Raw genomic sequence first — 25074 nt, forward strand, 5'->3', positions numbered from 1 at the left:
GCCATGAGTAGTCAACTTGGGTGTCGCTACCTGATTGCAGGAATTGTACTCTTTATGAGTATGTTTCCTGCTGCTTCGATGGCGCGTAGTTTTGATGACATCATGGAGTCTGGTTACATCTCGGTGGCTGTCTATAACGACTTTCCACCCTATTCGTTCAAACAAGGGGACGAACCAAAGGGCATTGATGTAGATGTTGCCAAAGAAGTAGCCAAGCAGCTTGAGCTAGATATTCGCTGGATGTGGATTACCGCAGATGAGAACCTCGAAGATGATATGCGCAATGCTATCTGGAAAGGCCACATCATCACTCGGGAAAAAGCCGATTTGATGATGCGAGTGCCATACGATCGAAAGTTCAGCTACGCAATTGACGGCTATGGATTACCTAAAAACGAAATGGTGGTGATGTTTGGTCCCTATCATCGAGAGAGTTGGGCAATCCTCAAAGATACCAAAAAAACCAATAACATCGACACCTTAGCTATCTTTCAGTATGAAAAAATTGCGGTTGAAATCGATTCTTTACCGAGTTTTTTTCTAGGCGCAACAATAGGTGGACGTTTACGCGATAACATTATTCATAGCAAAGATATTTTCGAAGCAATCGACCTGCTGAAAAAACAAGAAGTTGCGGCCGTCTCTGGTATGCGTTCGCAATTAGAGTGGGGAATGCCTGATATTGAACCGCGCTTCACGATAAATGCCGCTGGTTTGGCAGCTATCAGCATTAAATCTTGGGACATTGGAATGGCGGTACAACAAGATTTTCGTCAGCTGGCGTATGCTATTGAAGATCAAATCACCCTGATGGTCGACGACAAGCGAATGCAATCTATCTTTGACAGTTACGGCATCACTTTTGAACCAGCCAGCCTGTATCAACAAAGTAAATAACACCCTTGGTTAGAGCCGCAGTGCTCTAATCAATTTTCAATCTGTAATTTCCCCTCCTCATTTGTGCAATTAGTTTTTTGAATTTGCCTAATAATCCGCAAACGCTGTTGAAAGTGAATTAACAAGCAAATAGTGAAAAAAAGTATTTACGTTGTTTGGGACTTTAGAATGCGTAATTTTTTGCTAAGTACTACTACTAACGGACTAAGAATGATAATCCAAGGTTCAATGGTTGTTAACAAGTTGTTGTTCGATACTAATTCACGACGGCTAAGGTGGTGAAAGCAGTTTAATACGTTTTACCGCAAGAGACGGACAATTACATTAAATCCCGGGGATACCAGTCAGTACGTAGGACCGCCTCGGAAAAACAATAAAGGCGGTGTAACGCCTTAAAGTACCTGTTGAACTACTGGAGAATTCTAATGAAAAGCCGAAAAATTTCAGGCCAATTGCTTAGTACGACACTTGGCCTATCCCTCGCGTTTGGGGTGTTAAGTGCAAGTGCGCATGCCGCAGTCACAGATAAAGATATTATCAACGACCAGCAAACCACAGATGATGTGGTTAGTTATGGTCTTGGTCCTCGTGGTCAGCGATACAGTCCACTTGATACTCTGAATACCAAAAATGTCAAAAAAATGCATCCTGTTTGGGCTTTCTCCTTAGGGGGCGAGAAACAACGTGGTCAAGAATCACAGCCAATAGTGAAAGATGGTGTGATGTACGTGACGGGGTCCTATTCTCGAGTGTATGCAATTGATGTGGACACTGGTGATGAACTTTGGCAGTACGAAGCTCGACTACCTGATGGCATCATGCCTTGTTGTGATGTGATTAACCGTGGTGTGGCAATCTATGATGACTTGGTTATCTTCGGTACGCTAGATGCAATATTGGTCGCCTTGGATCAGAAAACCGGTAAGGTTCGCTGGCGTAAAAAGATGGGTGATTACAAAGCAGGTTACTCATCTACTGCAGCACCTATGATCGTTAAAGGTATGGTCGTGACGGGGATATCTGGTGGTGAGTTTGGGGTAGTGGGTAAAGTTGAAGCCCGAGATGCTAAAACCGGTGAGTTAATTTGGTTGCGTCCCACTGTAGAAGGCCACATGGGATACCTCAATGGTAAAGAGAACGGTATTACTGGCGGCGAAGCAAACAAAACCTGGACCGGCGACCTGTGGAAAACTGGTGGCGCAGCTACTTGGTTAGGAGGCACCTATGATCCAGATACAGATTTGATATTTATGGGTACTGGTAACCCAGCACCATGGAACTCCCACCTACGTCCAGGTGACAACTTATACAGTTCATCCCGTTTAGCCATCGATCCTGATACTGGAAAAATTGTTTGGCATTTTCAAACCACGCCACATGATGGTTGGGATTTTGATGGTGTGAATGAAGTTATTGCGTTTGACTATAAAGATGGCCGCAAAACGGTAAAAGCAGCAGCAACCGCAGATAGAAATGGTTACTTTTATGTTCTTAACCGTGAAGATGGTAAGTTCATTCGCGGATTTCCATTTGTTAACGGGATTACTTGGGCTACGGGCTTAGATGAAAACGGACGCCCAATTTTTAGTGAAACAGGTCGTCCAGGAAATCCAGCCGACTCTGAGTCAGGTGAGAAGGGTAAATCAATCTTTTCTGTACCTGCATTCTTAGGTGGTAAAAACTGGATGCCTATGGCTTACAGTCAAGATACTGGATTGTTCTATGTACCTTCTAATGAATGGGGCATGGACATTTGGAATGAGCCGGTAAATTACAAAAAAGGTGCGGCTTATTTAGGTTCTGGCTTTACCATTAAACCTATTTTCGACCACATAGGTTCATTAAAAGCGGTTGATCCTAAAACCGGCGAATTGGTCTGGGAATTCAAAAATAAATCGCCTTTATGGGGTGGTGTATTGGCCACTGCTGGTAACTTAGTTTTCACTGGAACACCTGAAGGTTATTTATATGGCTTTAATGCCAAGACTGGTGAAGTCGTTTATAAGTTTAATACTGGATCAGGCATTGTTGGCTCGCCTGTGACTTGGGAAAAAGACGGTGAACAATACCTGAGCGTGTTATCTGGATGGGGGGGCGCTGTTCCATTGTGGGGCGGTGAAGTTGCTAAGACCATCAAAGATATCAACCAAGGAGGAACCGTTTGGACCTTTAAATTGCCACGCAGTTAATGTTGGCGCCGTGACAAGGGGGGGTCCCACCATCTTGTCACGTTTTTTATTTAAGTGGTCTGGCAGCTGTATTTGTCAGACCGTTTTTAATTTGATTACGTCAGCTTGTTTATCAACTGAGGCAAATTAGGAAGCCAATTGCCATGATGCTTGTTCGCAATTGTTTAATCATATTCGCAATCACCTTCTTGCATAGCGTAGCGCAGGCGTCTGCCATACCTGAAGAACAAATCAAACAAATATTTCCTAAAGCCACGTTAATCGGTGAAACCCTAGCGGAGTATCCGGTACAACCGGTATATCAACTTCAAGAATTACTTGGTTACGTATTTCAAACAAATGACTTAGTCGAACTTCCGGGTTTTTCAGGCGACAAAATTAACCTTTTGATTGGACTCGACACTTTAGGCAACATCAAAGGGATTCAAATTTTAGCGCATCATGAGCCAATATTTCTGCATGGTTTAGGTCCTGAGCCATTAAATGCATTCATTGCCCAATACATTGGTAAAAACGTATCCAATCGAATCATAGTAGACAAAGCCGCTAACGATACCAATCCCGATGACAACACTGTACATGTTGATGGCGTTACCAAAGCCACGGTCTCTGTGATTGTGGTCAATGACACTGTTTTGTTGTCTTCTTTGCAAGTGGCTAGAAATATGTTGGAGGGTTTTACAGTTGCGCCTTTAGCTACCCCTAACGACGATTTTCAGCCACTCACATGGCAACAACTTTTAGACAAAAACTATGTGCAAAAATGGACGCTAACCCGAGAACAATTTGAACAACAATTACATGCCGCATTAGAAGACTTTCCAACAGATACATTCACCACCGAACAAGGTGATGAATTTACTATTTACTACGCCTATTTGAATGCTCCTAGTATTGGCATTAATTTGCTTGGTGAGGGTGAGTACCAACGATTAATGGACGGATTAAAGCCTAACGAACAAGCGTTTGCGGTTATGTCAGAAGGTTTTTATCACTATCTGGAAGATGATTTCAAGCCAGGTACAGTGGCAAACCAGATTAGTTTGGAGCAAGGCAGTTTACCGCTGGCGATGCGGGATTTAAATTTTTATAGCTTTACTGAGCCTAGCCTAGCGCAACAAGCGCCAATCGCCGATGATTTACAACTGTTTGTGGTTAATACGCAGTCGGGATTTAATCCTAGTTTACCGATGCAGTTTTCCCTCAATATAACAGTGGCTAAAAACCACCTCGTACAACAACAAGCTAGTTTTCAGAATGAATATAAGTTGCCATTGTCTCTTTTTGATATTGCGGAGGCTGTTGAAGTTGAGGCCGCTACACCGCCATGGGTAAGAATATGGGAATCTCGGATTGCTGTGATAAGCGTTTTAGTTATTAGCTTAATCGCCGTCACTTTTATTTTCGTCTATCAGCATCGGTTGTCTGCTAATCAAAAACTTTTCCGTGTGGTACGTTGGGGGTTCATGTTTTTCACCCTGTTTTTCATCGGTTGGTATGCGCAAGGGCAACTATCGGTAGTTAATATATTTCCAATTATTCAAAGTCTATTCAAAGGCTTTGAAATTCAAATGTATTTAATGGATCCGGTGTTGTTTATTTTGTGGATCTACGTTTTTATCAGCTTGTTTATAGTCGGCCGTGGAATATTTTGTGGGTGGTTATGTCCTTTTGGCGCATTGCAGGAAATGCTTGGTTGGGTGGCTAAAAAGTTACGTATTCGCCAAAAGAAAGTGCCGTATTGGTTACACAGCAAGTTGTGGTGGATTAAATATGCAATATTGATAGGGCTGGTATTTACCTCAATTTATTCGCTGGGCACTGCGGAAGTGTTGTCAGAAGTTGAACCTTTTAAAACGACGATTACCTTGCAGTTTTATCGTTATTGGCCATTTGTTGTGTATTCCTTGGTACTACTTGGCGCGGGTTTATTTATTAATAAGTTCTACTGTCGGTATGTATGCCCATTGGGGGCTGGATTAGCTATTTTAGGCTATTTCCATATGGGGGAATGGCTAACCCGCAGGAAAGACTGTGGCTCTCCGTGCACCTTATGCCACCATAAATGTGATATCAAAGCTATCACCCCAAAAGGTGAGATTAATTACAATGAATGCGTTCAGTGTTTGGAATGTATTGTGTATTACAACAATGATGATTTATGCCCCCCGCTTAAAAAGAATAAGCGCAAAAAAATGGGTAAAGCCATCGACGTTTCTCAGCAAGCAGTTTAAACACTGTATCTTTTATTTGGTGTTTAGTTTCCGTTCCTGAATCTATATAGATTCAGGCTTTCGTGCTTTATCTTCCGCGCTGCATTGACTAAAGATGCACTATGTTTCAATTATTTAACCCACTGAATTGCTAATAGGGTGCGACAATATGTCGCATTGTTGATAGCACTTAAGTTTCTATAATGGTCGCCAATCATCGTTATTGTTTATATTGGAATAGGCCATGCGTATTTTGCTCTGGCAACTCACATTTGTATTTTCTTTGTGTTCTTTTAGCGTGCTTGCACACGACTTTAATGCTGGCAAATTACAGATTGAGCATCCATGGGCTCGACCGACTGCGCCTGTTGTAACAACGGGGGCCGTGTACCTAAACATCCACAATCCCAGTGCTGAATCGGAAAAGTTAATTGCCGTAAAAGTACCTGAAAATATTGCTTCATCGGTTCAAATACATCAAACCACCTTCAATCAGGATATGGCCAGAATGCGTGAAGCCCGCGATGGTTTAATTATTCCAGCTAAAGGAGAATTAGCGCTACTCCCCAAAGGCGCGCACATCATGTTGCTTGGCCTTAAAAAGCAATTACAAAAAGGCGATAAATTTATCGCGACTTTGCAATTCGAACACAGTGGAGAGCTACCCGTCGAGGTTTGGGTAGAAGATAAACCTAATCAGTCTGCCACTGAAGGCTCGCATCACTAGTAATTCATCATTAACCACTCATTATTAGAGAACTATTATGCAAATGAATGCACGTTTTATATCTACCAGTATCGCCGGATTATTTGGTCTTAGTGTTTTAACAGGGTGCGGTGGAAGCAGTTCCAGCGACGATACTTTAGTGGCTCCTGTAGCCACAGCTTTTAAACTTAACTTTAAAGCTATGAGCGGTTCTGAAGAAATCAATTGTGACACCATGCTAACAGGATACGGCAGTGATCAGAGTTACAGTGTTGGTTTGAGTGATCTGCGTTTTTATGTGAGCAATATTAAATTTTATGACCAGTATGATGTAGAGATTGAGATCACATTAGATGAAAACGAATTCCAGTATCAAAACGCTGAAGGTTTTGTTGGACTAGTAGATATGACCAGCAATTCAAGTGGTTCTTGCCAATCTGATGCAATCGCGTTTAGTGAAGGTACCGCTCGGACAAATACCTCAATAACTGGGACGTTGTTTGATACTGGCGTCACTAAAGTGACCTTTGATGTTGGTGTTCCCCAAGGCGTAATGAAAGATGTAATTGCGACCAACTCAGCTGAAGACGCTCCTTCTCCATTAAATGAAATGTATTGGTCTTGGGCAGATGGTTATCGCCATTTCGTGATGAACTTTGCCATTGAAGATACCAATGGGATTGCTGGTGAAGGTTACTTACACATAGGTAGTCGCGGATGTGGTGGAGATGGATTGCTTGCACTTGAAGGTAAAGATGAGTGTGACTTTGTAAATACCCCCAAAGTCGAACTCATTGATTTTGATCCGGCGGTAAATACTGTGGTGATTGATGTGCAAAAGGTGTTGAACGATGTGGCGTTTGCATCAACAAATGGAACCGATGCACCTGCTGTAAGTTGCCACTCCGCGCCTAGTTCTACACAAGTGGACTGCGGCCCTATATTCGTTAACTTTGGGATTGACGGGGACACTGGAGAAGCGACTGCCAGCAGCAATCTAACCGTGAGTATGGAATGATTTTCAACGTTTTTGTTGAATCTTCGTTTTGCCTTATTAGATATTTATTTTAGTGCAATTAAAGTGATGATATGAAGTACATTTTTGCAGTCGTGATAGTGGCAATGTTAAGTGCCTGTAATCAATCGTCCACTACGACGGTGGAAGAAAGTGTGCAACAAGAAACCCTAAGGGAATTGTTGGATCTACCTGAGCATATGGCGGTGCCAGCAATTCCTGATTTTAACCCGCTCACACGGGAAAAAATTGAACTGGGTCGTTTTTTGTTTTACGACAAACGCTTGTCTGCTAATCAAACTCAATCTTGTGAATCATGTCACGACCAGCAATTGGCTTTTTCTGATGGTTTAGAAGTGCCAACAGGCTCCACCGGCCATCAATTAACCCGCAACAGTCAAGGTTTGGCAAATGTGGTTTATCATTCGACATTCACTTGGAGCAACGATACGTTTCTGGAACTTGAAGATCAGCTAAATGTGCCTATTCGTGCCGATAATCCTATTGAATTAGGCGTTACTGACTCGGAACTTGAAGAAGTGTTAGCACGCTTTGATGCTGATCCCGTTTATGTTGAAATGTTTGCAAATGCTTTTCCTGAGAGTGATACAGGCGCCACAATCAATAAAATCATTTTTTCTTTAGCCAGCTTTGTGCGCACCATGATAAGTGCCGGTAGCGCTTATGATCAGTACTTACTGGGCGATAAAACCGCACTGACAGAACAGCAAAAATTGGGATTTCAATTATTTAATGGTGAAAGGTTCGAGTGTTTCCATTGCCATACTGGTGCAAACTTTTCTGTTTCCTATCGAGACTCCAATACAAATTCAGGCAACATCCAATTCCCATTTTTCAATAACGGTTTGTACAACGTTGATGGCGAGGGCAGTTACCCCGCAAGCGATCAAGGTTTATACGATTTAACCTTAAATGAAGCTGATAAAGGGTTGTTCAGGCCACAAAGTCTTCGCAATATCGAATTAACTGCGCCTTACATGCACGATGGCAGTATTGCCACATTGCGGGAAGTCATCGAGCACTATGCCCGTGGTGGGCGTTTAATCGAATATGGTGAAAACGCCGGTGACGGTAATTTAAGTCCGTTGAAGTCTGGACTCATCTTGGGATTTGTCGCAAGTGATGAAGAGATAGATGCTGTGATCGCTTTTTTAGAGTCACTTACCGATTACGAATTTATTAATAACCCTAAATTTTCAAACCCTTTTGAAGAGCAATAATGAAACTCAAAGCATGCTTAATTTTTGGATTTTTTGTCCCTTTTACATCGCAAGCTCACGAAGTTGAGGGCATAGCCGCGCGTCCAGACTCAGTTGAAGTGCGAACCGCAATCACTTATCGAAGCGAAGATGCGTTCTCGGATACTGAAATTTGGCAGTTCCCTGGTGTACTACTTGGCGGCGAAGCGCTTCCTGTAGAAAAAGGTGTAACTTTGGATGATGTGCAATTGTTGGGGCACTTAAACATTAAAGATGATTACTTCATTAGCACCAAAGTAGGGGCTCACAGTCACAGTGGTGAAAGCGAGTTAGAATTAGAAAACCTTTGGTTTGGGACGCGCTCTTCTATCGCAGGACAGCCATTGTTATTTGAAGTAGGTAAAATGGCAACTGAAGTGACACTGACGGCTAATTTTCACGCATCTGACGATGTATTTAGTGAAGCTCCTTTGCTCGCTGATGTCTTTTTTGGACGGCATTCCAGAGACTTAGGAGCGCGCGCTAGAATCCGTTTGATGGGAATTGATTTTGGTGCTGAGCTTTGGAATGGCGACAATTGGCCAGCGACCTCCGGAGAAGGTGCCGCAGCATTGTTCGCCCATTATCAATATGAACACGACGGGATAAATGCCACTTTAGGTAGTTGGCTAATGCATAGCCGAGCGGAGAATCGAGTTGATGAACGTTATAGCGATGGTCACAGCCATGGCGACCAAGATCTTACCGCATCAGATCTCTCATTCTCTGGTGATACCACTATGGTCGGGGCATTTGCTAATCTTGAATGGCAACTTAACCCTATCACTTTACATGCTGACGTTGAATGGATTCGAGCTGACTTCGATGCTGACCTAGCTGACACAACGCAGACAGCGGTTTTAGACGCCACTCAAGATGGTTACAAGTTTCAAGTTGGCGTGTCACTTGATAATCATACCTTACAAGCTAAGTATGAGCGTTTAGTGGTAGACAATCGATTTACTGAGACATCACAAACCTTTATCCAACAGTCAGGCTTATTTAATAATGACCATGAACCGGCAAAAGCTGCTGTGGCTTGGATTTGGCAGTTTCACCAAGACTTCAGGTTTCGTACTGAATGGTATCAAGATGATACCCAAGAAGAAGGGGTTAGTAGATGGTCTGTGGGTTTAGTTTGGCACTATAAGCTGCTATAAATAATGAAAAATAGACTAAAGTGATTTAATCTCGATGCCACACCTACAAACTAACCGACAACTATTAAAACTCATCAAACTGCGATATGGATTCATATTTGCGCAGTTGTTGGTCGTTTTACTTGCCGAATATTGGTTTGAATACACACTTCCTTATTTAACTTTAAAGTTAATTATTGCACTAGAGTTGGCGATTAATATGTTGCTATTCTATTGTTATCGAGGCAATCGAAACGCCCACTCAGGTGAATATCTGTTCCAAGTTTTGCTCGATATTGTACTTTTGACAGTATTGTTATTCTTTGCCAAAGGTGCAACCAACCCCTTTGTTTCGTTATTGTTGATACCCGTCGCGATTGCCGCAGTTACTCTTTCTCGTCGCTTGTTGCTGTTGGTCAGCTTTGCCGCTTTAGTGGCTTATTCTGTATTATTCTTTAGCATTGACCCTCATCAGATGCATATGGTCGATATGCAGCAACACTTCTTAGGAATGTGGGTGAATTTTGTTGTATCTGCATTGGTGGTGGTGCTGGTGGTGGCATCTTTAGCCCAAGCTATGCGAAACCAAGAGCGTTTTGTAAGCAAGTTGCGGGAAGAACAATTACGGCAAGAACAATTGGTAGCATTAGGCACTACTGCAGCTCAATTTGCTCATCAACTGGCAACCCCCTTGGCGACGGCAAATTTGCTAACCGAAGAGCTTGAGTTTGAATTAAATGATGACAATCCTCTGCTCAAACAATTGAGCGAACAATTAAGTTTATGTAGCCGTCGTTTGGAAGATTTTCGCGAGATGTCGGAAGAGGTAAAGTTAAACACCAAAAGACTGATTCCAATACCTCAATTGTTTGTCAAATTGCAACAAGAGGTACAGCTAAATTTTGCTGATATAGAAGTCCAATACAAAATAGCGAGCTTAGAGAAATTTGCTGTTCGTGCAGATACCACTTTGTTACCCGCGTTATTAAATTTAATTCAAAATGCTGTGCAATCTAGTAAACGTAATAACTGCCAACAGATTCAAATTCAGTGTCAAGTCAATAATCATGCTAAAACAAGTCAACTGGTGCTCAGTATCCGTGATTTTGGTACCGGACTACCCGAACAGAGCTTGCTCGAGTTGGGGTCGACCTTAGTAGAAAGTCAACAAGGATTTGGTATGGGAGTATTACTTAGTCACGCTACATTAGAGCGTTTGGGAGCGCAACTGCGCTTGTATAACCATTCAGAGTCAGGGGCGGTGGCCGAAGTTTTATTAGAATTGGTAACCCTACAATGAAACTTTTGTTAGTGGAAGATGAGCAGAGTTTTGCCGATATTTTATTGCGACGACTGACACACCAAGGATATCAATGTTTGCACGCAGATACTGTGGAAAAAGGCCTAGAATTGGCACAGCAATCATTTCCAACACACCTAATTTTAGATTTAAAAGTGGGCAGCCAAAATAGTTTGTCCATCTTGCCGCAATTAAGGCAGTTATTACCCACTTCTCGAATCATTCTGTTAACTGGATATGCCAGTATTGCGACCGCAGTTGAAGCTATTAAAGCTGGTGCAGATGATTATTTGTCGAAGCCTGTAGACAGTAAAACCTTGTTAGCAATGTTAGCCGGTGACACCCCAAAAGAGGTCACACAGAATACTAATATCATGTCGCCTGCAAGGTTGGAATGGGAACACATTCAGCAAGTTCTGAAAGCTAATCAGGGAAATATTTCAGCAACTGCTCGGCAACTGGGAATGCATCGCAGAACCTTACAACGTAAATTAATCAAAAAACCGAGAAGCGATTAAGTAAAAACTAGTGCTGCTCTATCTCATTTGGCTTACCTCATTTTAAGCGTACCTAAACCCGCAAATATGGTTAACTGTTCAGCGCTAAAATAGACAAAATTATATTTACTGCAGAGGTGATTTAATCAAGCTGCAAAAATATCATGTTAGAATGCAATTTGATTGCTATGAGGACATAAAATTGCTTAATCCTTCCTATTTTTTGGGTATTGATGGTGGTGGTAGTAAGTGCAAAGCGCGCTTAGAAGATGCACAAGGAAATCTTTTAGCTGAAAGTGTCGCCGGCCCTGCGAATCCTGCACGGGATCAGCAATTGGCAATGGCATCCATCCAACAGGTCAGTGAACAGGTTGTAAAGCTTGCGGGTTTACCTAATTCCGCCTTGGCAAAAACCCACACAGCTATGGGGCTTGCTGGCTTGAATTTACCTTTTTATAAAGCGCAAATGCAAGCGTGGCAACATCCATACGCTCAGTTGACCCTGAGTACTGATTTATACATTGCGTGCTTAGGTGCTCATAATAGTGATTCAGGCGCAATTGTTATAGTTGGAACCGGTAGTTCTGCGCTTGCCTGTAATCAGAGGCTGCAGTTTGAGTACGGAGGCCATGGATTTTTGTTAGGCGATAAAGGCAGCGGTGCTTGGATGGGACTGCAAACTGTGCGTTGGGCATTAGAAAGTTTCGATGGCATTGCACCATCAAGTCCATTTGTTGAGGCGGTTTTTCAGTTTTTTAATTGTTCAGACCCCGCCCAAATAGTCGAAAAATATTTAACCTCCAGTACCGCAGATTTTGCTAAATTAGCGCCATTAGTGTTCGAATATGCAGATCAAAACGATTTTGTTGCAACAGGAATTGTTAAACAAGGAGCAACTTATTTGAGCTCTTTGGCGAGAAAATTACAGACTCATGGGCCTCAACGTACCGCCTTTATAGGTGGGTTAGCCTCACGCATCCAACCTTGGTTGGATGAAGATATTCAAGGCTCTATTCAGCCACCAATTGCCGCACCAGAGTATGGCGCAATTATGTTGGCGAAAAGAGAATTTGACCTATTACATAACAGCAAGTAGCGCTCGCTGTTGTGTTTTAGCGAGAATGTAACGACCCTTTTAATCCAAGTTAACTCCAATTGAGATAATTAGGCTAATCACACAGGAATCAAATATGACTTTTTACCACGCCAGTCGATTGTTCGATGGGCAATGTATTCGAGATAATGTCAGGTTGAGTGTTGAAAATGGGGTTATACGCGGATTAGATACGAATCCCCAATCCACAGATTTACCTTTAAAGGGGTTGGTGACAGCTGGTTTTATTGATACTCAAGTGAATGGTGGTGGCGGGCTCATGTTTAATCAACAACCGAGTCTGACTACGATCAGAAAAATCAGACAAGCACACAGTTTGTTTGGCACAACAGCAATGTTACCAACACTGATTACCGACAATTTGGCCATTATACAGCAAGCGGCAGACGCTATCGCAGAAGCGATTGCGTTAAAAGAGCCGGGAATTTTGGGCGTACACTTTGAAGGGCCTCATCTGAGTATTCCTAAGCGCGGAATTCACTCAAGTCATGAAATAAGACCGCTAAGCGAAGAGGAAATGGCGATTTTTTGTCGTCAAGATTTGGGTAAAGTTGTGGTCACTGTGGCCCCCGAAAATGTCTCAGCTGCACAGATATCGGAATTGGTAAGCTGCGGTGTGATTGTTTCTTTGGGTCACTCAAATGCTGACATTGATACTGTTCTGCAAGCCATCGATGCTGGCGCTAGTGGGTTTACGCATTTATTCAATGCCATGTCAGGCTTGGCGGCGCGAAATCCAGGAATGGTGGCTGCAGCATTGCACGATCCCCGAGTTACTTGTGGACTGATTGCCGATGAATTACATGTACACCCTTACAATTGCCGTTTAGCGTTCCAGTGCAAAGGCTGGCAGAATTTAATGTTGGTGACGGATGCCATGGCACATGTTGGGGCCGATGTTGAATCCTTACCTTGGCTGGATACGCATATTATACGTACCGGTAACAAACTCACCTTACCCGATGGCACCTTAGCTGGCTCCGCTCTGGATATGGCATCAGCAGTGAGTAATATTCATCAAAATATGGGAATAGCCTTAGAGTCAGCGCTAAATATGGCAAGTTTAACTCCCGCTCGTTTTTTAGATTGCTCAGATAGAGGTAAAATAAGTGTGGGGATGCAAGCGGATTTTGTGCTGCTAGATGATCAACTGCAATCTTTAGGGTGCTGGATTGGTGGTGTTCAGGTTACCCATGAAGGGGCTCAAATATAATCTATGCACCACCCGCGGTTATGCTTTAGTAATTTCCACATCGGTTTGAGGGACACAACTGCATGCAAGTATGTAACCTTGGTTTGCTTGTTGCTCTGTTAAGCCAGTAAGTTCGTTTATGTTCTTGACCTGACCACTATTGAGTTTGACTTTGCATCTGCCGCAAATCCCCGCTCGACAAGAGTAAGGTAAGTTTAAGCCGGCGGCTTCCCCTTGCTCTAAAATGGAGGTTTGATTGTCACCTTGGTGATTCACATTCCAGCTAGAAAAAGCGATTTCCACAGATTTTATTGCGCTCTGCTCAGTGCTCTCTGCTTGAATTGGTGATCTTCCGGCTTTTCTTGCTGGCTTCGAGCCTAGGTCAAAATGAATAGTGCGAGTTTGCCGTTCAGTGACAACCACTTCATCGTTTAGGCTTAAGTTTCCGCTATTAAGGGCAATGAGATTTTGCCCAAAAAGCACATCGCCTTTTTTATCTTTACGGTACTTTTGTAGCGTTGAAAGGGGTTCTAATTGAGGGTTTTTTTCGCCAGTAATTGGATCAACTGTTGTGAAAATACATCGCGAACATGACTTCATGATCTCAAATTCAACTTCACCTATGCGAATTTTTTTCCAATTATCTTCCTCAAATGGCGCACAATTATCGATGACTAAATTAGGCCGAAATTGACTCATTGTCACTGGTGTAGCTAAACGTGAATTTAGATCATTTAAACTTTGCTGTGAAATTACTAAAAATGGATAGCCATCAGCAAAAGATACCTCACTGTCACTGTTTTTAACCCGACGCTTTGATTGTTCGCCAAAGAACACCAATTTACATGGTTTGCCAAGAAACTGACTAAACCAGTGATCATAAATAGGATCGCAATATTGTCCATTTATGTCATCTTCCCAAACTTTCACCGTCTGATATTTTTCAGAAAACTCTGCATATTTGATAATTAATTCTGGCATTCCTGGCGCATTTAATCGCAAACCTGTTGCCGTGACCTCCGTTTGAACAAGGCACAAGGTGCTGTCGGTTCTCGCAGTGATAAAGGTGCCATTGGTTTGGGTTAATACAAATCTGCGATCAAATTCCAAACCCATTTGCTCTACTTTGCTACTGGATAAGGAAATACCTGCACAGGATTTAATAGGATAAATATTGATTTGACTAAGAGTTAATTGGGGCACAGTAGTTGTCTTATTAGGTTATGTGTTAAACATTTCGCAATTTGCATGCACTTTGAAAAATGTATTAGCACCGCTATTTGAATAACGGTGCTTAATTGTTTGTGGTTTAGTGAATATTATTCGGATGCACTATTTAAATAGTCTACAGCCAAGGATGACATCACTTTTACACCGGTCTTTAAGGCCTTTTCATTGACGTAAAAATCAGGACTGTGATTGGTTTTCATGTCTTCTTCTGGCACACCATCAGCCCCAATACCCAACATAAAATACAATCCTGGAATTTTGTCTTGGAAATAGGAAAAGTCTTCCCCAGCCATAATCACAGCATTTTGGCGCACATGTTCCTCACCAACCACTTTTTTAATTGTAGGTAGCATTTGTGCGGTCAATGCTTCGTCGTTGTAGGTGACTAAAGTTGCTGATATGACTTTAAAATCGGCTTTAGCACCAGTCAAAGAAGCAGCGGTTTCAACCGTAGATTTTAAGCGTTTTAGTAACTCTTCACGAACACCTTTATCAAAGGTACGAATAGTACCGCTCATGGAGACTTTTTCGGAGATTATATTATGTCTCAAACCACCTTCAATAGTGCCCACTGTGATCACCGAAGGTGCCGCAGTGATGTCAAGTTGTCTGCTTGGAATAGTTTGTATTGCGGTCACAATTTGGCTGGCAGCTAAAATGGGATCTACACCTAACCAAGGCGATGAACCATGGGTTTGCTTGCCGGTTACTTCGATGAAAAAGGTGTCCACTGCTGCCATGGCTCCTTTAGGACGATATAGAATATCACCGGATTTATATGGCCATACATGCAAACCAAATATTGCTTCGGGTGCATATTTACCCTCTAACACACCTTCCTTAATCATCATTGCTGCACCACCGTCTTCATCTAGTGGCGCTCCCTCTTCAGCGGGCTGGAATATAAATTTAACAGTGCCTGGAATTTGTTCTCTTATGCTCGCCAGTACTTTGGCAGTACCCAACATAATCGCCATATGAGCGTCGTGTCCACAAGCGTGCATCACGCCAACCTCTTTACCATTGTATTGAGTTCGTTGTTTTGAAGCGAATGGTAAACCAGTTTGTTCAGTAACAGGTAACGCATCCATATCCGCTCTTAGAGCTAGTATTTTACCCGGCTTGCCACCTTTGAGAACACCTACAACGCCGGTAAAGGCAACCCCAGTTTCTACTTCCATACCAAGATCCTGTAAATAGGCAGCAACTGTTTTTGCGGTTTCAAATTCGCGATTAGACAGCTCCGGATTTTCATGGAAATGACGTCTTAACTTAATCACTTCAGCCTCAATCTCGTCACTTTTTTGGGCAATCAGAGTTTCTAAATCAGCGCTGAAAGCCTTGCTAGAAATCACTAAACTTAATAATAAAGTTATTAAATATGTTGAAAGTTTCACCCTTGTTGATCCTCTAAGTCCAATCTGTAATTCATGAGTCTACTAAATTTGGAGCGCATAATCTTGATGTTATCCAGGATTTAGTTAATAAGGGGAAACGAAACAAATTCCCAGTATTTGAGTTATCTGTGCAAGCACATGATGGGCGCGAGTATGCCTATTCAAAAAATCTTTGCTTGCTTAACGGGTCTGTAAAAACTATGAATTTTTCAGTTTGCGACGAACTAGGGGGTCTGCTGAGACAAAGTGGATAGAAGACGTTAATAAATTGTTATTCGCTGAAATTGTTATAGCTTCAACCGATTTTCTTATACGGCTAATAGCACACATGCTTATATGATTTCGGCTATTCTAAAATTAACCAATCGACAACGGAAGTAACTCATGAAAACGATGAAACGACTTGTAAGTGGCGCAGCAATGAGTATTTGTTTGCTTACTAGTGCCCAATTGGCTGCCCATGAATTGGGACTGCAATTATTTAGTTTACGTCATCAGTTTGCTGAAGACCCAGCCAAAACCCTTGACCAAATCCAGCAGTGGGGTTTACATGCAGTGGAAGGTAGCCGTGATCTATATGGTTACACCGTTGAAGAGTTTCGAGCAGAATTGGATAAACGCGGTATTGATGTGGTGAGCTCAGATACCAGTTTTGAGGAACTTCGAGATAATCCTATGGCGGCGGTATATCGAGCCAAATTCTATGGTGCAAGCTATACCACTTTCTATTGGGTTCCTCATGGTGAAAATTTCCTATTTGAAGATGCGCAAAAAACCGTAGATGTAATGAACCAAGCCGGTGCGTTGCTCAAGAAGCATGGTGTGACCTTGCAATATCATGCGCATGGATACGAATATTTACCTTATAAAAATGAAACCCTGTTCGATTACATTATCCAAAATGTCGACCAAGCTAAATTTCAAATGGATGTATTCTGGACGAAACACGGTGGCATGGATCCTACCGCGTTACTTAAAAAATACCCTGGAAAATTCACTTCATTGCATTTAAAAGATCGTAAAAAAGGTACTGAAAATTCATCTAAAGGATCTGCTGACGGTGATACTAATGTCGTGTTAGGGCAGGGAGACGTGGGCATAGCTGCAGTTGTGGCGGAAGCTAAAAAGCAAGGTATCCGATACTTCTTTTTAGAAGATGAGTCGTCTCGGGTGGTTCAACAAATACCAGCGAGTTTGTCTTATTTGCAGTCTTTAGAAAAGTATTAGTAACTCGTCAGTCAACTCAAAGGCGAGTTTTGAGCGTCTCAAAACTCGTTAGTTGTATCTACTCCAGCGAATCAGCATCGTCTAACATGGTCGCTTTAATCGCCGCGTTTTGTATTTTCTCTGCCTGCATTTGTTCGCGCATTTGGGAGGGATGAAATCCAAAAAATTGTTTAAATTGCTTCGTGAAATAGCTGTGATCACTATAGCCACATTTGAACGCGATTTCAGAAATCGGAGTATCTGTTTCCACCAACATTAATCTCGCATTTTCCAGACGTACTTCGCTAATAATTCGAGTGGGTGTCTTGGATAATTGCTTTTTGAAACGTCTTTCAAGGGCGCTGACAGACAAATGGGATAACTCCGCTAACTCCTTTAATGAAATGGCCCGGTGATAATTCTTGCGAATGAAATCTAAGGGGATACGAATGCTTTCAAAATTTGCTAGTGCTTGAGAGGATTTATGAAAGTGCCGAGTGATGCCGTAAGAACCGATGATATTGTCATTTTTATCGCGCAGTGGCCGCTTTGATGTTGAAAACCAACCTAATTCTCCATCTTTAGATATATTCATTTCCAAGCGAGACGTAATTAATTCTCCTTCTAGCAGTTTTCGATCGTCCGTTATGTATTGCAGTGCTAGATGGGGATCGAAAAGCTCGGTATCGCTTTTTCCGTAAACTTGGCTTCTATGCTGAAATCCAGAGTGTTCAAGATAAGCATTGTTGGCATAAACAACACGACTTTCCCGATCTTTAATCCAAAACAGAATATCTGGAGTAAGTTCAAACACATCGACTAATTGTTTGATTTCCAGCTCTCCCATAGATTCAATCCAGAATTGTGACATAAATCCCTCAGGTGACGTCGTTAGATAAGTTCATATTATAGTATGCGCCGAAATAATTGCACTAATGACCGAATAAATTATATCGAGAAGCTTGCCTGATTGCCTATACTTGATAACGAAATGTTAATGCTTATGCGAGGGTGAGGAATTCATGGAGAACACAAGGTCATCGAGTAAAATTCGAATGGGTATGGTTGGCGGAGGTAAGGGCGCATTTATTGGTGCTATCCACCGTGCTGCCGCAAATCTAGACGGAGAGATCGAGTTGGTCTGTGGGGCGTTTAGTTCCGATTATCAAAATGCTTTAAATACTGCTGAAATGTTGAATATTCCTGCCACTCGTTGTTATGCGGATTTTAACACTATGTTTACAGAGGAGGCGAGACTGCCAGAATCCCAGAGGATGCAGTTTGTTTCTATAGTTACGCCGAATCACTTGCATTTTCCAGTAGCTAAAGCTGCATTTGAGGCAGGTTTTCACGTACTCAGTGATAAACCCGCAACCTTCACCCTGAATGAAGCAATTGAATTGAAAGGCATTATTGAAAAGTCAGGTTGTCTGTATGGATTGACCCACACCTACACCGGTTATCCAATGGTTAAAGAAGCAACTGCACGGGTAGCTAATGGCGAGCTTGGCGACATTACTAAAATAGTGGTTGAGTACACTCAGGGTTGGTTAGCCAACAAAGATGATGAAGATAGCAAACAAGCCAGTTGGCGTTTAGATCCTAAGCGCGCTGGGGTGAGTTGTTGTATGGGCGACATCGGTGTACACGCGGCAAATTTAGCAGAAACTATTAGCGGTTTAGAAATTGTCAAATTATGTGCGGATTTGGAGCCTGTTGTCGACGGCAGACAACTCGATGATGACGGTACCGTGTTATTGCGTTTCAACAATGGCGCAAAGGGAGTTTTACTATCAAGCCAAATATCAGTAGGTGAAGAAAATAATTTGAATATTCGTATCTACGGAACAAAAGCTAGCCTGCAGTGGCAACAGATGGAACCCAATACCCTTTGGATGAAGTTTAACGATAAACCTAGTCAGATGATTCGTGCCGGAGTTGGTGAGTGTGCTCCTGCAACTGCGCAAAGTCTGCGTACTCCTGCGGGGCACCCTGAAGGGTATATTGAAGCTTTCGCCAATCTATATGGTCAATTTGCACAACAGATTCGCGACTTTGATGTATCAAAGCAGACGGATATTTCGGTTCAAGCGCCAGGCATAAATGAAGCAATTCGAGGAATGGCATTTATTGAAAATACCGTTGCAGCCAGCAAGTCTTCGCAAAAGTGGCATCCCTTTTTACTTGCCGATATCCAACTTTAAGGAAACAGACAATGAAACAGATTAAAGGCCCCGGTATTTTTTTAGCGCAGTTTGCCGCCGATGAGTCGCCGTTTAATAATTTAGATGATATTTGTCAATGGGCATCATCGTTAGGTTTTAAAGCGATTCAGATACCCACTTGGGATGGGCGCATTTTTGATTTACAGCAAGCAGCGATGAATCAGACTTACTGTGCAGATATTGAAGCGACCGTTGCCAAACATGGCATGGTAATTAGTGAGTTATCAACTCATTTACAAGGTCAGTTGGTTGCCGTTAATCCTGCTTACGATGAAATGTTTGATGGCTTTGCCCCGGATGAGGTGAAAAACAATCCAGCCGCACGTCAAAAGTGGGCGGTACAGCAGATGCTTTGGGCAGCGAAAGCAAGTGCTAACTTAGGGTTGACGTCTCACGCTAGTTTTTCCGGTGCTTTATTATGGCACACTATGTATCCATGGCCGCAACGACCTGCAGGATTAGTCGAACGTGGATTTGCAGAGTTGGCGAGTCGATGGTTGCCGATTCTGGATGCCTTTGATGAGGCCGGCGTGGATCTGTGTTACGAGTTGCATCCTGGTGAAGATCTGCATGATGGCGCTTCTTTCGAAATGTTTTTAGAGGCCACTAATCATCATCCTCGGGCTAATATCTTATACGATCCAAGCCACTTTATTCTGCAACAACTAGATTATTTAGCATTTATCGATTTGTATCACGAGCGAATCAAAGCATTTCATGTCAAAGACGCAGAGTTTAGACCATCTGGCCGCTCTGGCGTGTATGGCGGCTATCAAGGCTGGCTGGATAGACCCGGGCGATTTCGTTCATTGGGCGATGGTCAAATTGATTTTAAAGCAATATTTAGCAAATTGACGCAATACGGTTTTGATGGTTGGGCAGTCATGGAATGGGAATGTTGTATTAAGCATCCAGAAGACGGCGCGGCAGAAGGTGCAAAATTTATTGCTGAACATCTTATTCGTCCCACTGAAAAAGCATTTGATGACTTTGCGGGTAGCGGCAAAGACGATGAATTGAATCGCCGTATTTTGGGGCTCTAAAGTAAAATTGAAATAGTGGTCAACGAATCGTTGTTGGTTTGATCATAGGAGTAATAAGAAAAATGAATAATGTAACTCTGCGCCTAAGTTTAATGATGTTTTTACAGTTTTTCATCTGGGGAGGCTGGTTTGTCACTTTAGGGACGTTTTTGGCCAATAACTTGTCTGCCTCGGGTAGTGAGATTGGTATGGCCTTTTCGACGCAATCATGGGGAGCCATTATCGCCCCATTTATCATAGGTCTGATTGCTGATCGTTATTTCAATGCCGAAAGAATTCTAGGGGTGCTGCATTTAATCGGTGCTGTGCTGATGTATTGCCTTTATCAAGCCCCTGATTTTGCAGCTTTTTATCCATTTGTTTTAGGTTACATGATTGTTTATATGCCGACCTTAGCCTTAGTTAATTCGGTGGCGTTTTCGCAAATGCGTGACCCGTCAAAACAGTTTGGCAAAATTAGGGTGTGGGGCACTATAGGGTGGATTGTGGCTGGTTTATCGATTAGTTATTTATTTGCTTGGGATGGAAAAGAAGCAATTCAACAAGGAATGCTCGGCAATACATTTTTATTGTGCGCAGCGGCATCTCTAGTGTTGGGGCTGTTTAGTTTCATGCTACCGAAAACGCCACCGAAAAGTGCTGGTGAACGAATGGGATTGAAAGAGATCTTGGGACTTGATGCCCTCGCATTATTGAAAGATAAAAACTTTTTAGTGTTCTTTATATCTTCTATTTTAATTTGCATACCTTTGGCTTTTTATTATCAAAATGCCAACCCATTTTTGACTGAAATTGGGGTCGCGAATGCGACCGGGAAAATGACGCTAGGACAGGTTTCCGAAGTCGTATTTATGCTAATACTACCGGTCTTTTTAAACCGCTTCGGTATTAAAATTACTTTATTGATCGGTATGCTGGCATGGGTTTTACGCTATGTGTTATTTGCCTATGGAGATGCCGACAGTGGAATTGCCTTACTCTTAGTCGGTATTGCGTTACACGGTGTTTGTTATGATTTTTTCTTTGTTTCTGGACAAATATACACAGACTCCAAAGCCGGAGCTAAAGTGAAAAATGCGGCACAAGGTCTAATTACCTTAGCAACCTATGGGATTGGTATGTTAGTTGGCTTCTGGATAGCTGGCAAAATAGCCGATTCGTATGCTACTGACATTGGCCACGACTGGTTCAATATTTGGTTATTCCCAGCGGTATTCGCATTAGCGGTATTTTTACTATTTATGCTGGCATTCAAAAACGAAAAAATCGCAATCAATAACGAAGCGGGAGCCTCCGATGAAACCAACTAAACTAAGCCAACCACAAAGACGCAAGTTTGTGCAGCACCTTGTCCGTGCAATGGGACTGACCACGGCCACTGCTCTGGTATATGGCTCGAATCTTAACGTGGCAATGGGATTTCAGATTAGAACTGGGGATTTAGACGCTGCAGGAGTGTTGTTTGATAAACCCACCATGCTGACATTAAAGCATATCGCTAACACGATTTTACCGCGAACTGACACTCCTAGCGGTGCAGATTTAGATTGCCACGGATTTGTCGACCACCAACTATTTCGCTGTCACAGTGAAAAAGAGCAGCAAGTGTGCTTGAATATTATTACCCAAATAGACCAATATTCAATGGCAAATTTTAAGCAATCATTCAGTCAAATTGATGCTCAAAAGCAAGCTGAATTATTACAAGCTATTGAAGCCATGCAAGGCTTTTCCCTACCACAAAAAAATCAGTTTAAGTTTCTTAAGTCACTGATTATATTTGGCTATTTCACATCAGAAGAAGGTGCAAGCAAAATTCTTCGATACGACCCTGTGCCAGGCGGTTTTAGTGTTATTCCTTTAAAAGAGGATGACAAATCGTGGGGCAGTTTTGCTTATTATTGAGCTAGTTTGGTACTGACATAGTTTTTTGTTCGAACAAAAAAATCGCTAGGAAATGACGTGAATAAAGATATTTATATAAAACAACAAGATGAAAAATTTGATGTATTGGTTGTGGGTTCTGGGATTACCGGTGGTTGGGCAGCGAAAGAGTTTTGTGAACGGGGTTTCAAAACTTTGATGATCGAACGTGGCCGAGTGGTTGAACACCGCAAAGATTATGTCGCTGAAGGTAAGCCGGTTTGGGATTATGAAAATCGTAGCAAAGTAGATAATCTGCTAATTGAACAACAATACAAAATTCAAAAAGATTGTTATGCATTTCACGATGGTACTAAACAATTTTTTGGCAATGACCGCGATCTCCCCTATGAAACAGCTGATGGTACTGATTTTCGCTGGATACGGGCAAATCAATTAGGCGGTAAATCTTTGTTGTGGCATCGGCAAAGTTATCGCATGTGTGAAGACGATTTTTTAGCTAACAAACGTGATGGGGTTGGTAATGATTGGCCGATTCGATATCAAGATATTGCAGATTGGTATTCTTATGTTGAAACCTTTGCTGGCATCAGTGGTAGCAAAGAGAATTTGTCTAACCTACCCGATGGTGAATTTTTACCGCCCTTTGCTATGACGGGCCCAGAAAAAGCGTTGAAAGCAGCAATAGAGAAGGCCTTTCCCGGACGTAATTTAATAATGGGACGAACGGCTCACCTGACCAAACCCACTACTTTGCATCTATCTCAGGGGCGAGTGCAATGTCAGACCCGTAATGAATGCCAAAAAGGCTGTTCGTTTGGGGCCTATTTCTCGACACAAAGCTCAACTTTGCCAGCAGCAGCAAAAACCAATAATTTGAGTATTGCCGCAAATAGTGTTGTACATAGCTTAATATATGATGAAAAACGCAATCGTGTTGTTGGGGTTAGAGTGATCGACAACGATGATCTGTCTACCCGTGAGTACTTCGCCGATGTGGTGTTTTTGTGTGCAAGTACCATTGGTAGTACCCAAATTATGCTCAATTCTACTTCTAAGAAATTTCCTAATGGTATTGCTAATTCGTCAGGTGTGTTAGGCCACTACTTAATGGATCATAACTATAATGCCCGCGCCACTGGGGATATTGAAGGTTTTGAGGACGAGTATTATAAAGGCCGACGGCCTTCATCTTGTTATATGCCAAATTTCCAAACCAGACCTGAGTTATACCGTAAGGGCTATTTGCGCGGGTTCGCCTATGGCATTAATACCTATCGCGCTGATTGGCGTGGCAAAAGCCAACAAGATGGCATTGGCAGTGAGTTTAAAGATCAGTTAACTCAACCGGGTAAATGGGGCGTTGATTTTTCTGCGCAAGGGGAAATGTTGCCACATTTTGATAATCAAATGTCATTACACCCAAGTAAAAAAGATAAGTGGGGGATGCCACTAATTAACTTTAACGTGCAATATCGAGAAAATGAAAAAGCTATGATGGATGACGCCGCCGAAATGGGCGCTGAAATGTTACGGGCTGGTGGATGTACTAATGTCAAAAGCGGCACTAGCTATGATTTACCCCACCGTGCTCCAGGTATTGCTATTCATGAAGTTGGCACCGCGAGAATGGGACGAGATCCGAAAACCTCTGTATTAAATCAATATTGCCAAAGCCATGACATTCCTAATTTATTTGTCACCGATGGTTCGGCATATTGCTCTTCAGGTGTGGTTAATCCATCACTCACCTTTATGGCGTTAACTGCTAGGGCTGTGGATTATTGTGCTAAGGAAATTAAAGCACAGCGTTTGTAGTTTAAGACGCTAACGGCTATTTGGGGTTGCTTGATAGCGCCATGTCCCTCAAAATAGCCGACCTAGCATCTAATAAACTGACAGGGAATAGAATGGCCAATTGCTGCAGTGAAAAATCCTGTGAAATAGAAGCGCTCAGGGATAAACAAGGTAAGACGTTAAAGATAGTGCTGGCTATCAATGCGATCATGTTTGTTGTGGAATTGACTGCTGGGTTGATGGCAAATTCAGTGTCGTTAATTGCAGATTCTTTAGATATGCTGGGCGATGCAATGGTTTACATTTTTAGCATTTATGTGATTGCTCGCGGGGCAAAAATGAAAGCCATATCCGCCATGTTTAAAGGCTCGATTATGGCTGTATTTGGTTTATTTGTTTTAGCCCAAGCAATTTACAGTATCATAGTTCCTCACTCACCCACATATGAAGCGATAAGCCTGTTTGGTTTCATCGCCTTATTAGCCAATGGTGTATGTTTGGCATTGCTTTGGAAACACCGCGCGGAAGACATTAATATGAGTTCGGTATGGTTATGTTCACGCAATGACATTATCGCCAATATTTCAGTTATTTTTGCTGGTGTTGGGGTTTGGTTAACTAGCTCCGGTTGGCCAGATATCATGATCGGTCTAGCTTTAGCCTGCTTATTCTTACAATCCGCTGCACAAGTCTTAAAAGAATCAATTAGCGAGTATCGCACCGCCCAATCCTGAATATTGTGCCGACGTCTGTGTAGCATGGCCTTTAGGC

At 42.4% G+C, this 25074-nt stretch carries 21 protein-coding genes; 18 read left to right on the top strand and 3 right to left on the bottom strand.

Annotated features, from left to right (window positions below; all coding sequences use genetic code 11):
* The first annotated feature begins 3 nt into the window (after window positions 1-3).
* The 11 genes from KO530_RS12165 to nagA all read left to right on the top strand — a co-directional run bounded on the left by KO530_RS12165 (window position 4) and on the right by nagA (window position 13542).
* The gene (locus KO530_RS12165; protein WP_216048706.1) at window positions 4-897 is read left to right on the top strand and encodes a transporter substrate-binding domain-containing protein; all 894 of its coding nucleotides are present in this window, start codon (window positions 4-6) and stop codon (window positions 895-897) included.
* A gap of 425 nt (window positions 898-1322) precedes the next feature.
* Window positions 1323-3086: a PQQ-dependent methanol/ethanol family dehydrogenase gene (locus KO530_RS12170; protein WP_216048707.1), complete on the top strand. Its 1764-nt coding sequence runs from the start codon at window positions 1323-1325 to the stop codon at window positions 3084-3086.
* A gap of 143 nt (window positions 3087-3229) precedes the next feature.
* Window positions 3230-5320: a NosR/NirI family protein gene (locus KO530_RS12175; protein ID WP_216048708.1), complete on the top strand. Its 2091-nt coding sequence runs from the start codon at window positions 3230-3232 to the stop codon at window positions 5318-5320.
* Between the two features lie 223 nt (window positions 5321-5543).
* Window positions 5544-6026: a copper chaperone PCu(A)C gene (locus tag KO530_RS12180; protein ID WP_216048709.1), complete on the top strand. Its 483-nt coding sequence runs from the start codon at window positions 5544-5546 to the stop codon at window positions 6024-6026.
* A gap of 37 nt (window positions 6027-6063) precedes the next feature.
* Window positions 6064-7023 carry an MbnP family copper-binding protein gene (locus KO530_RS12185; RefSeq protein ID WP_216048710.1) on the top strand — a complete coding sequence of 320 codons (960 nt, stop codon included), beginning with the start codon at window positions 6064-6066 and terminating at the stop codon, window positions 7021-7023.
* Window positions 7024-7094: 71 nt separating this feature from the next.
* Entirely contained in the window at window positions 7095-8261 is a 1167-nt protein-coding gene (locus tag KO530_RS12190) for an MbnH family di-heme enzyme (protein WP_216048711.1), read from the top strand.
* Entirely contained in the window at window positions 8261-9439 is a 1179-nt protein-coding gene (locus KO530_RS12195; protein WP_216048712.1) for a hypothetical protein, read from the top strand. The genes KO530_RS12190 and KO530_RS12195 overlap by 1 nt, the downstream gene beginning before the upstream one ends.
* A gap of 34 nt (window positions 9440-9473) precedes the next feature.
* Window positions 9474-10718, top strand: coding sequence for an ATP-binding protein (locus tag KO530_RS12200; protein ID WP_216048713.1), 1245 nt, complete (start codon window positions 9474-9476; stop codon window positions 10716-10718).
* Window positions 10715-11236 (top strand): response regulator transcription factor, encoded by a 522-nt coding sequence (locus tag KO530_RS12205; protein ID WP_216048714.1) that lies wholly within the window; start codon window positions 10715-10717, stop codon window positions 11234-11236. The genes KO530_RS12200 and KO530_RS12205 overlap by 4 nt, the downstream gene beginning before the upstream one ends.
* A gap of 181 nt (window positions 11237-11417) precedes the next feature.
* Window positions 11418-12311, top strand: a complete 894-nt coding sequence (locus tag KO530_RS12210) for a BadF/BadG/BcrA/BcrD ATPase family protein (RefSeq protein ID WP_216048715.1) — start codon at window positions 11418-11420, stop codon at window positions 12309-12311.
* Window positions 12312-12405: 94 nt separating this feature from the next.
* Window positions 12406-13542 (top strand): N-acetylglucosamine-6-phosphate deacetylase, encoded by a 1137-nt coding sequence (gene nagA / locus KO530_RS12215; RefSeq protein WP_216048716.1) that lies wholly within the window; start codon window positions 12406-12408, stop codon window positions 13540-13542.
* Between the two features lie 18 nt (window positions 13543-13560).
* Here nagA and KO530_RS12220 read toward each other — a convergent pair whose 3' ends face one another.
* Together KO530_RS12220 and KO530_RS12225 are read right to left on the bottom strand one after the other, a co-directional pair.
* Entirely contained in the window at window positions 13561-14724 is a 1164-nt protein-coding gene (locus KO530_RS12220; protein WP_216048717.1) for a YcbX family protein, read from the bottom strand.
* 116 nt (window positions 14725-14840) lie between these two features.
* Window positions 14841-16148 (bottom strand): amidohydrolase, encoded by a 1308-nt coding sequence (locus KO530_RS12225; protein ID WP_216048718.1) that lies wholly within the window; start codon window positions 16146-16148, stop codon window positions 14841-14843.
* Between the two features lie 384 nt (window positions 16149-16532).
* Here KO530_RS12225 and KO530_RS12230 point away from each other — a divergent pair, with 384 nt between their 5' ends.
* On the top strand, window positions 16533-17375 hold the full coding sequence (locus KO530_RS12230; protein ID WP_216048719.1) for a sugar phosphate isomerase/epimerase family protein: 843 nt from the start codon (window positions 16533-16535) through the stop codon (window positions 17373-17375).
* A gap of 58 nt (window positions 17376-17433) precedes the next feature.
* On the opposite strand, the gene KO530_RS12235 is transcribed toward KO530_RS12230, so the two are convergent.
* Window positions 17434-18225 carry an AraC family transcriptional regulator gene (locus KO530_RS12235; protein WP_252729212.1) on the bottom strand — a complete coding sequence of 264 codons (792 nt, stop codon included), beginning with the start codon at window positions 18223-18225 and terminating at the stop codon, window positions 17434-17436.
* A gap of 151 nt (window positions 18226-18376) precedes the next feature.
* On the opposite strand from KO530_RS12235, the gene KO530_RS12240 reads away from it, so the two are divergent.
* The 6 genes from KO530_RS12240 (at window position 18377) to KO530_RS12265 (ending at window position 25037) form a co-directional block, all read left to right on the top strand.
* Window positions 18377-19558, top strand: a complete 1182-nt coding sequence (locus KO530_RS12240) for a Gfo/Idh/MocA family protein (RefSeq protein WP_252729214.1) — start codon at window positions 18377-18379, stop codon at window positions 19556-19558.
* Window positions 19559-19569: 11 nt separating this feature from the next.
* Window positions 19570-20622 carry a sugar phosphate isomerase/epimerase family protein gene (locus KO530_RS12245; protein ID WP_216048720.1) on the top strand — a complete coding sequence of 351 codons (1053 nt, stop codon included), beginning with the start codon at window positions 19570-19572 and terminating at the stop codon, window positions 20620-20622.
* 62 nt (window positions 20623-20684) lie between these two features.
* A complete protein-coding gene (locus KO530_RS12250) occupies window positions 20685-21932 on the top strand; it encodes a nucleoside permease (protein WP_216048721.1) in 1248 nt (415 codons plus the stop codon).
* Entirely contained in the window at window positions 21919-22527 is a 609-nt protein-coding gene (locus KO530_RS12255) for a gluconate 2-dehydrogenase subunit 3 family protein (RefSeq protein ID WP_216048722.1), read from the top strand. The genes KO530_RS12250 and KO530_RS12255 overlap by 14 nt, the downstream gene beginning before the upstream one ends.
* 57 nt (window positions 22528-22584) lie before the next feature.
* The gene (locus tag KO530_RS12260; protein ID WP_216048723.1) at window positions 22585-24324 is read left to right on the top strand and encodes a GMC oxidoreductase; all 1740 of its coding nucleotides are present in this window, start codon (window positions 22585-22587) and stop codon (window positions 24322-24324) included.
* Between the two features lie 92 nt (window positions 24325-24416).
* Complete coding sequence (locus KO530_RS12265) at window positions 24417-25037, top strand: cation transporter (protein ID WP_216048724.1); 621 nt, start codon at window positions 24417-24419, stop codon at window positions 25035-25037.
* Window positions 25038-25074 lie beyond the last annotated feature (37 nt).

It is taken from the genome of Aliiglaciecola lipolytica, from assembly GCF_018860635.1.
Classification (GTDB): Bacteria; Pseudomonadota; Gammaproteobacteria; order Enterobacterales; family Alteromonadaceae; genus Aliiglaciecola; species Aliiglaciecola lipolytica_A.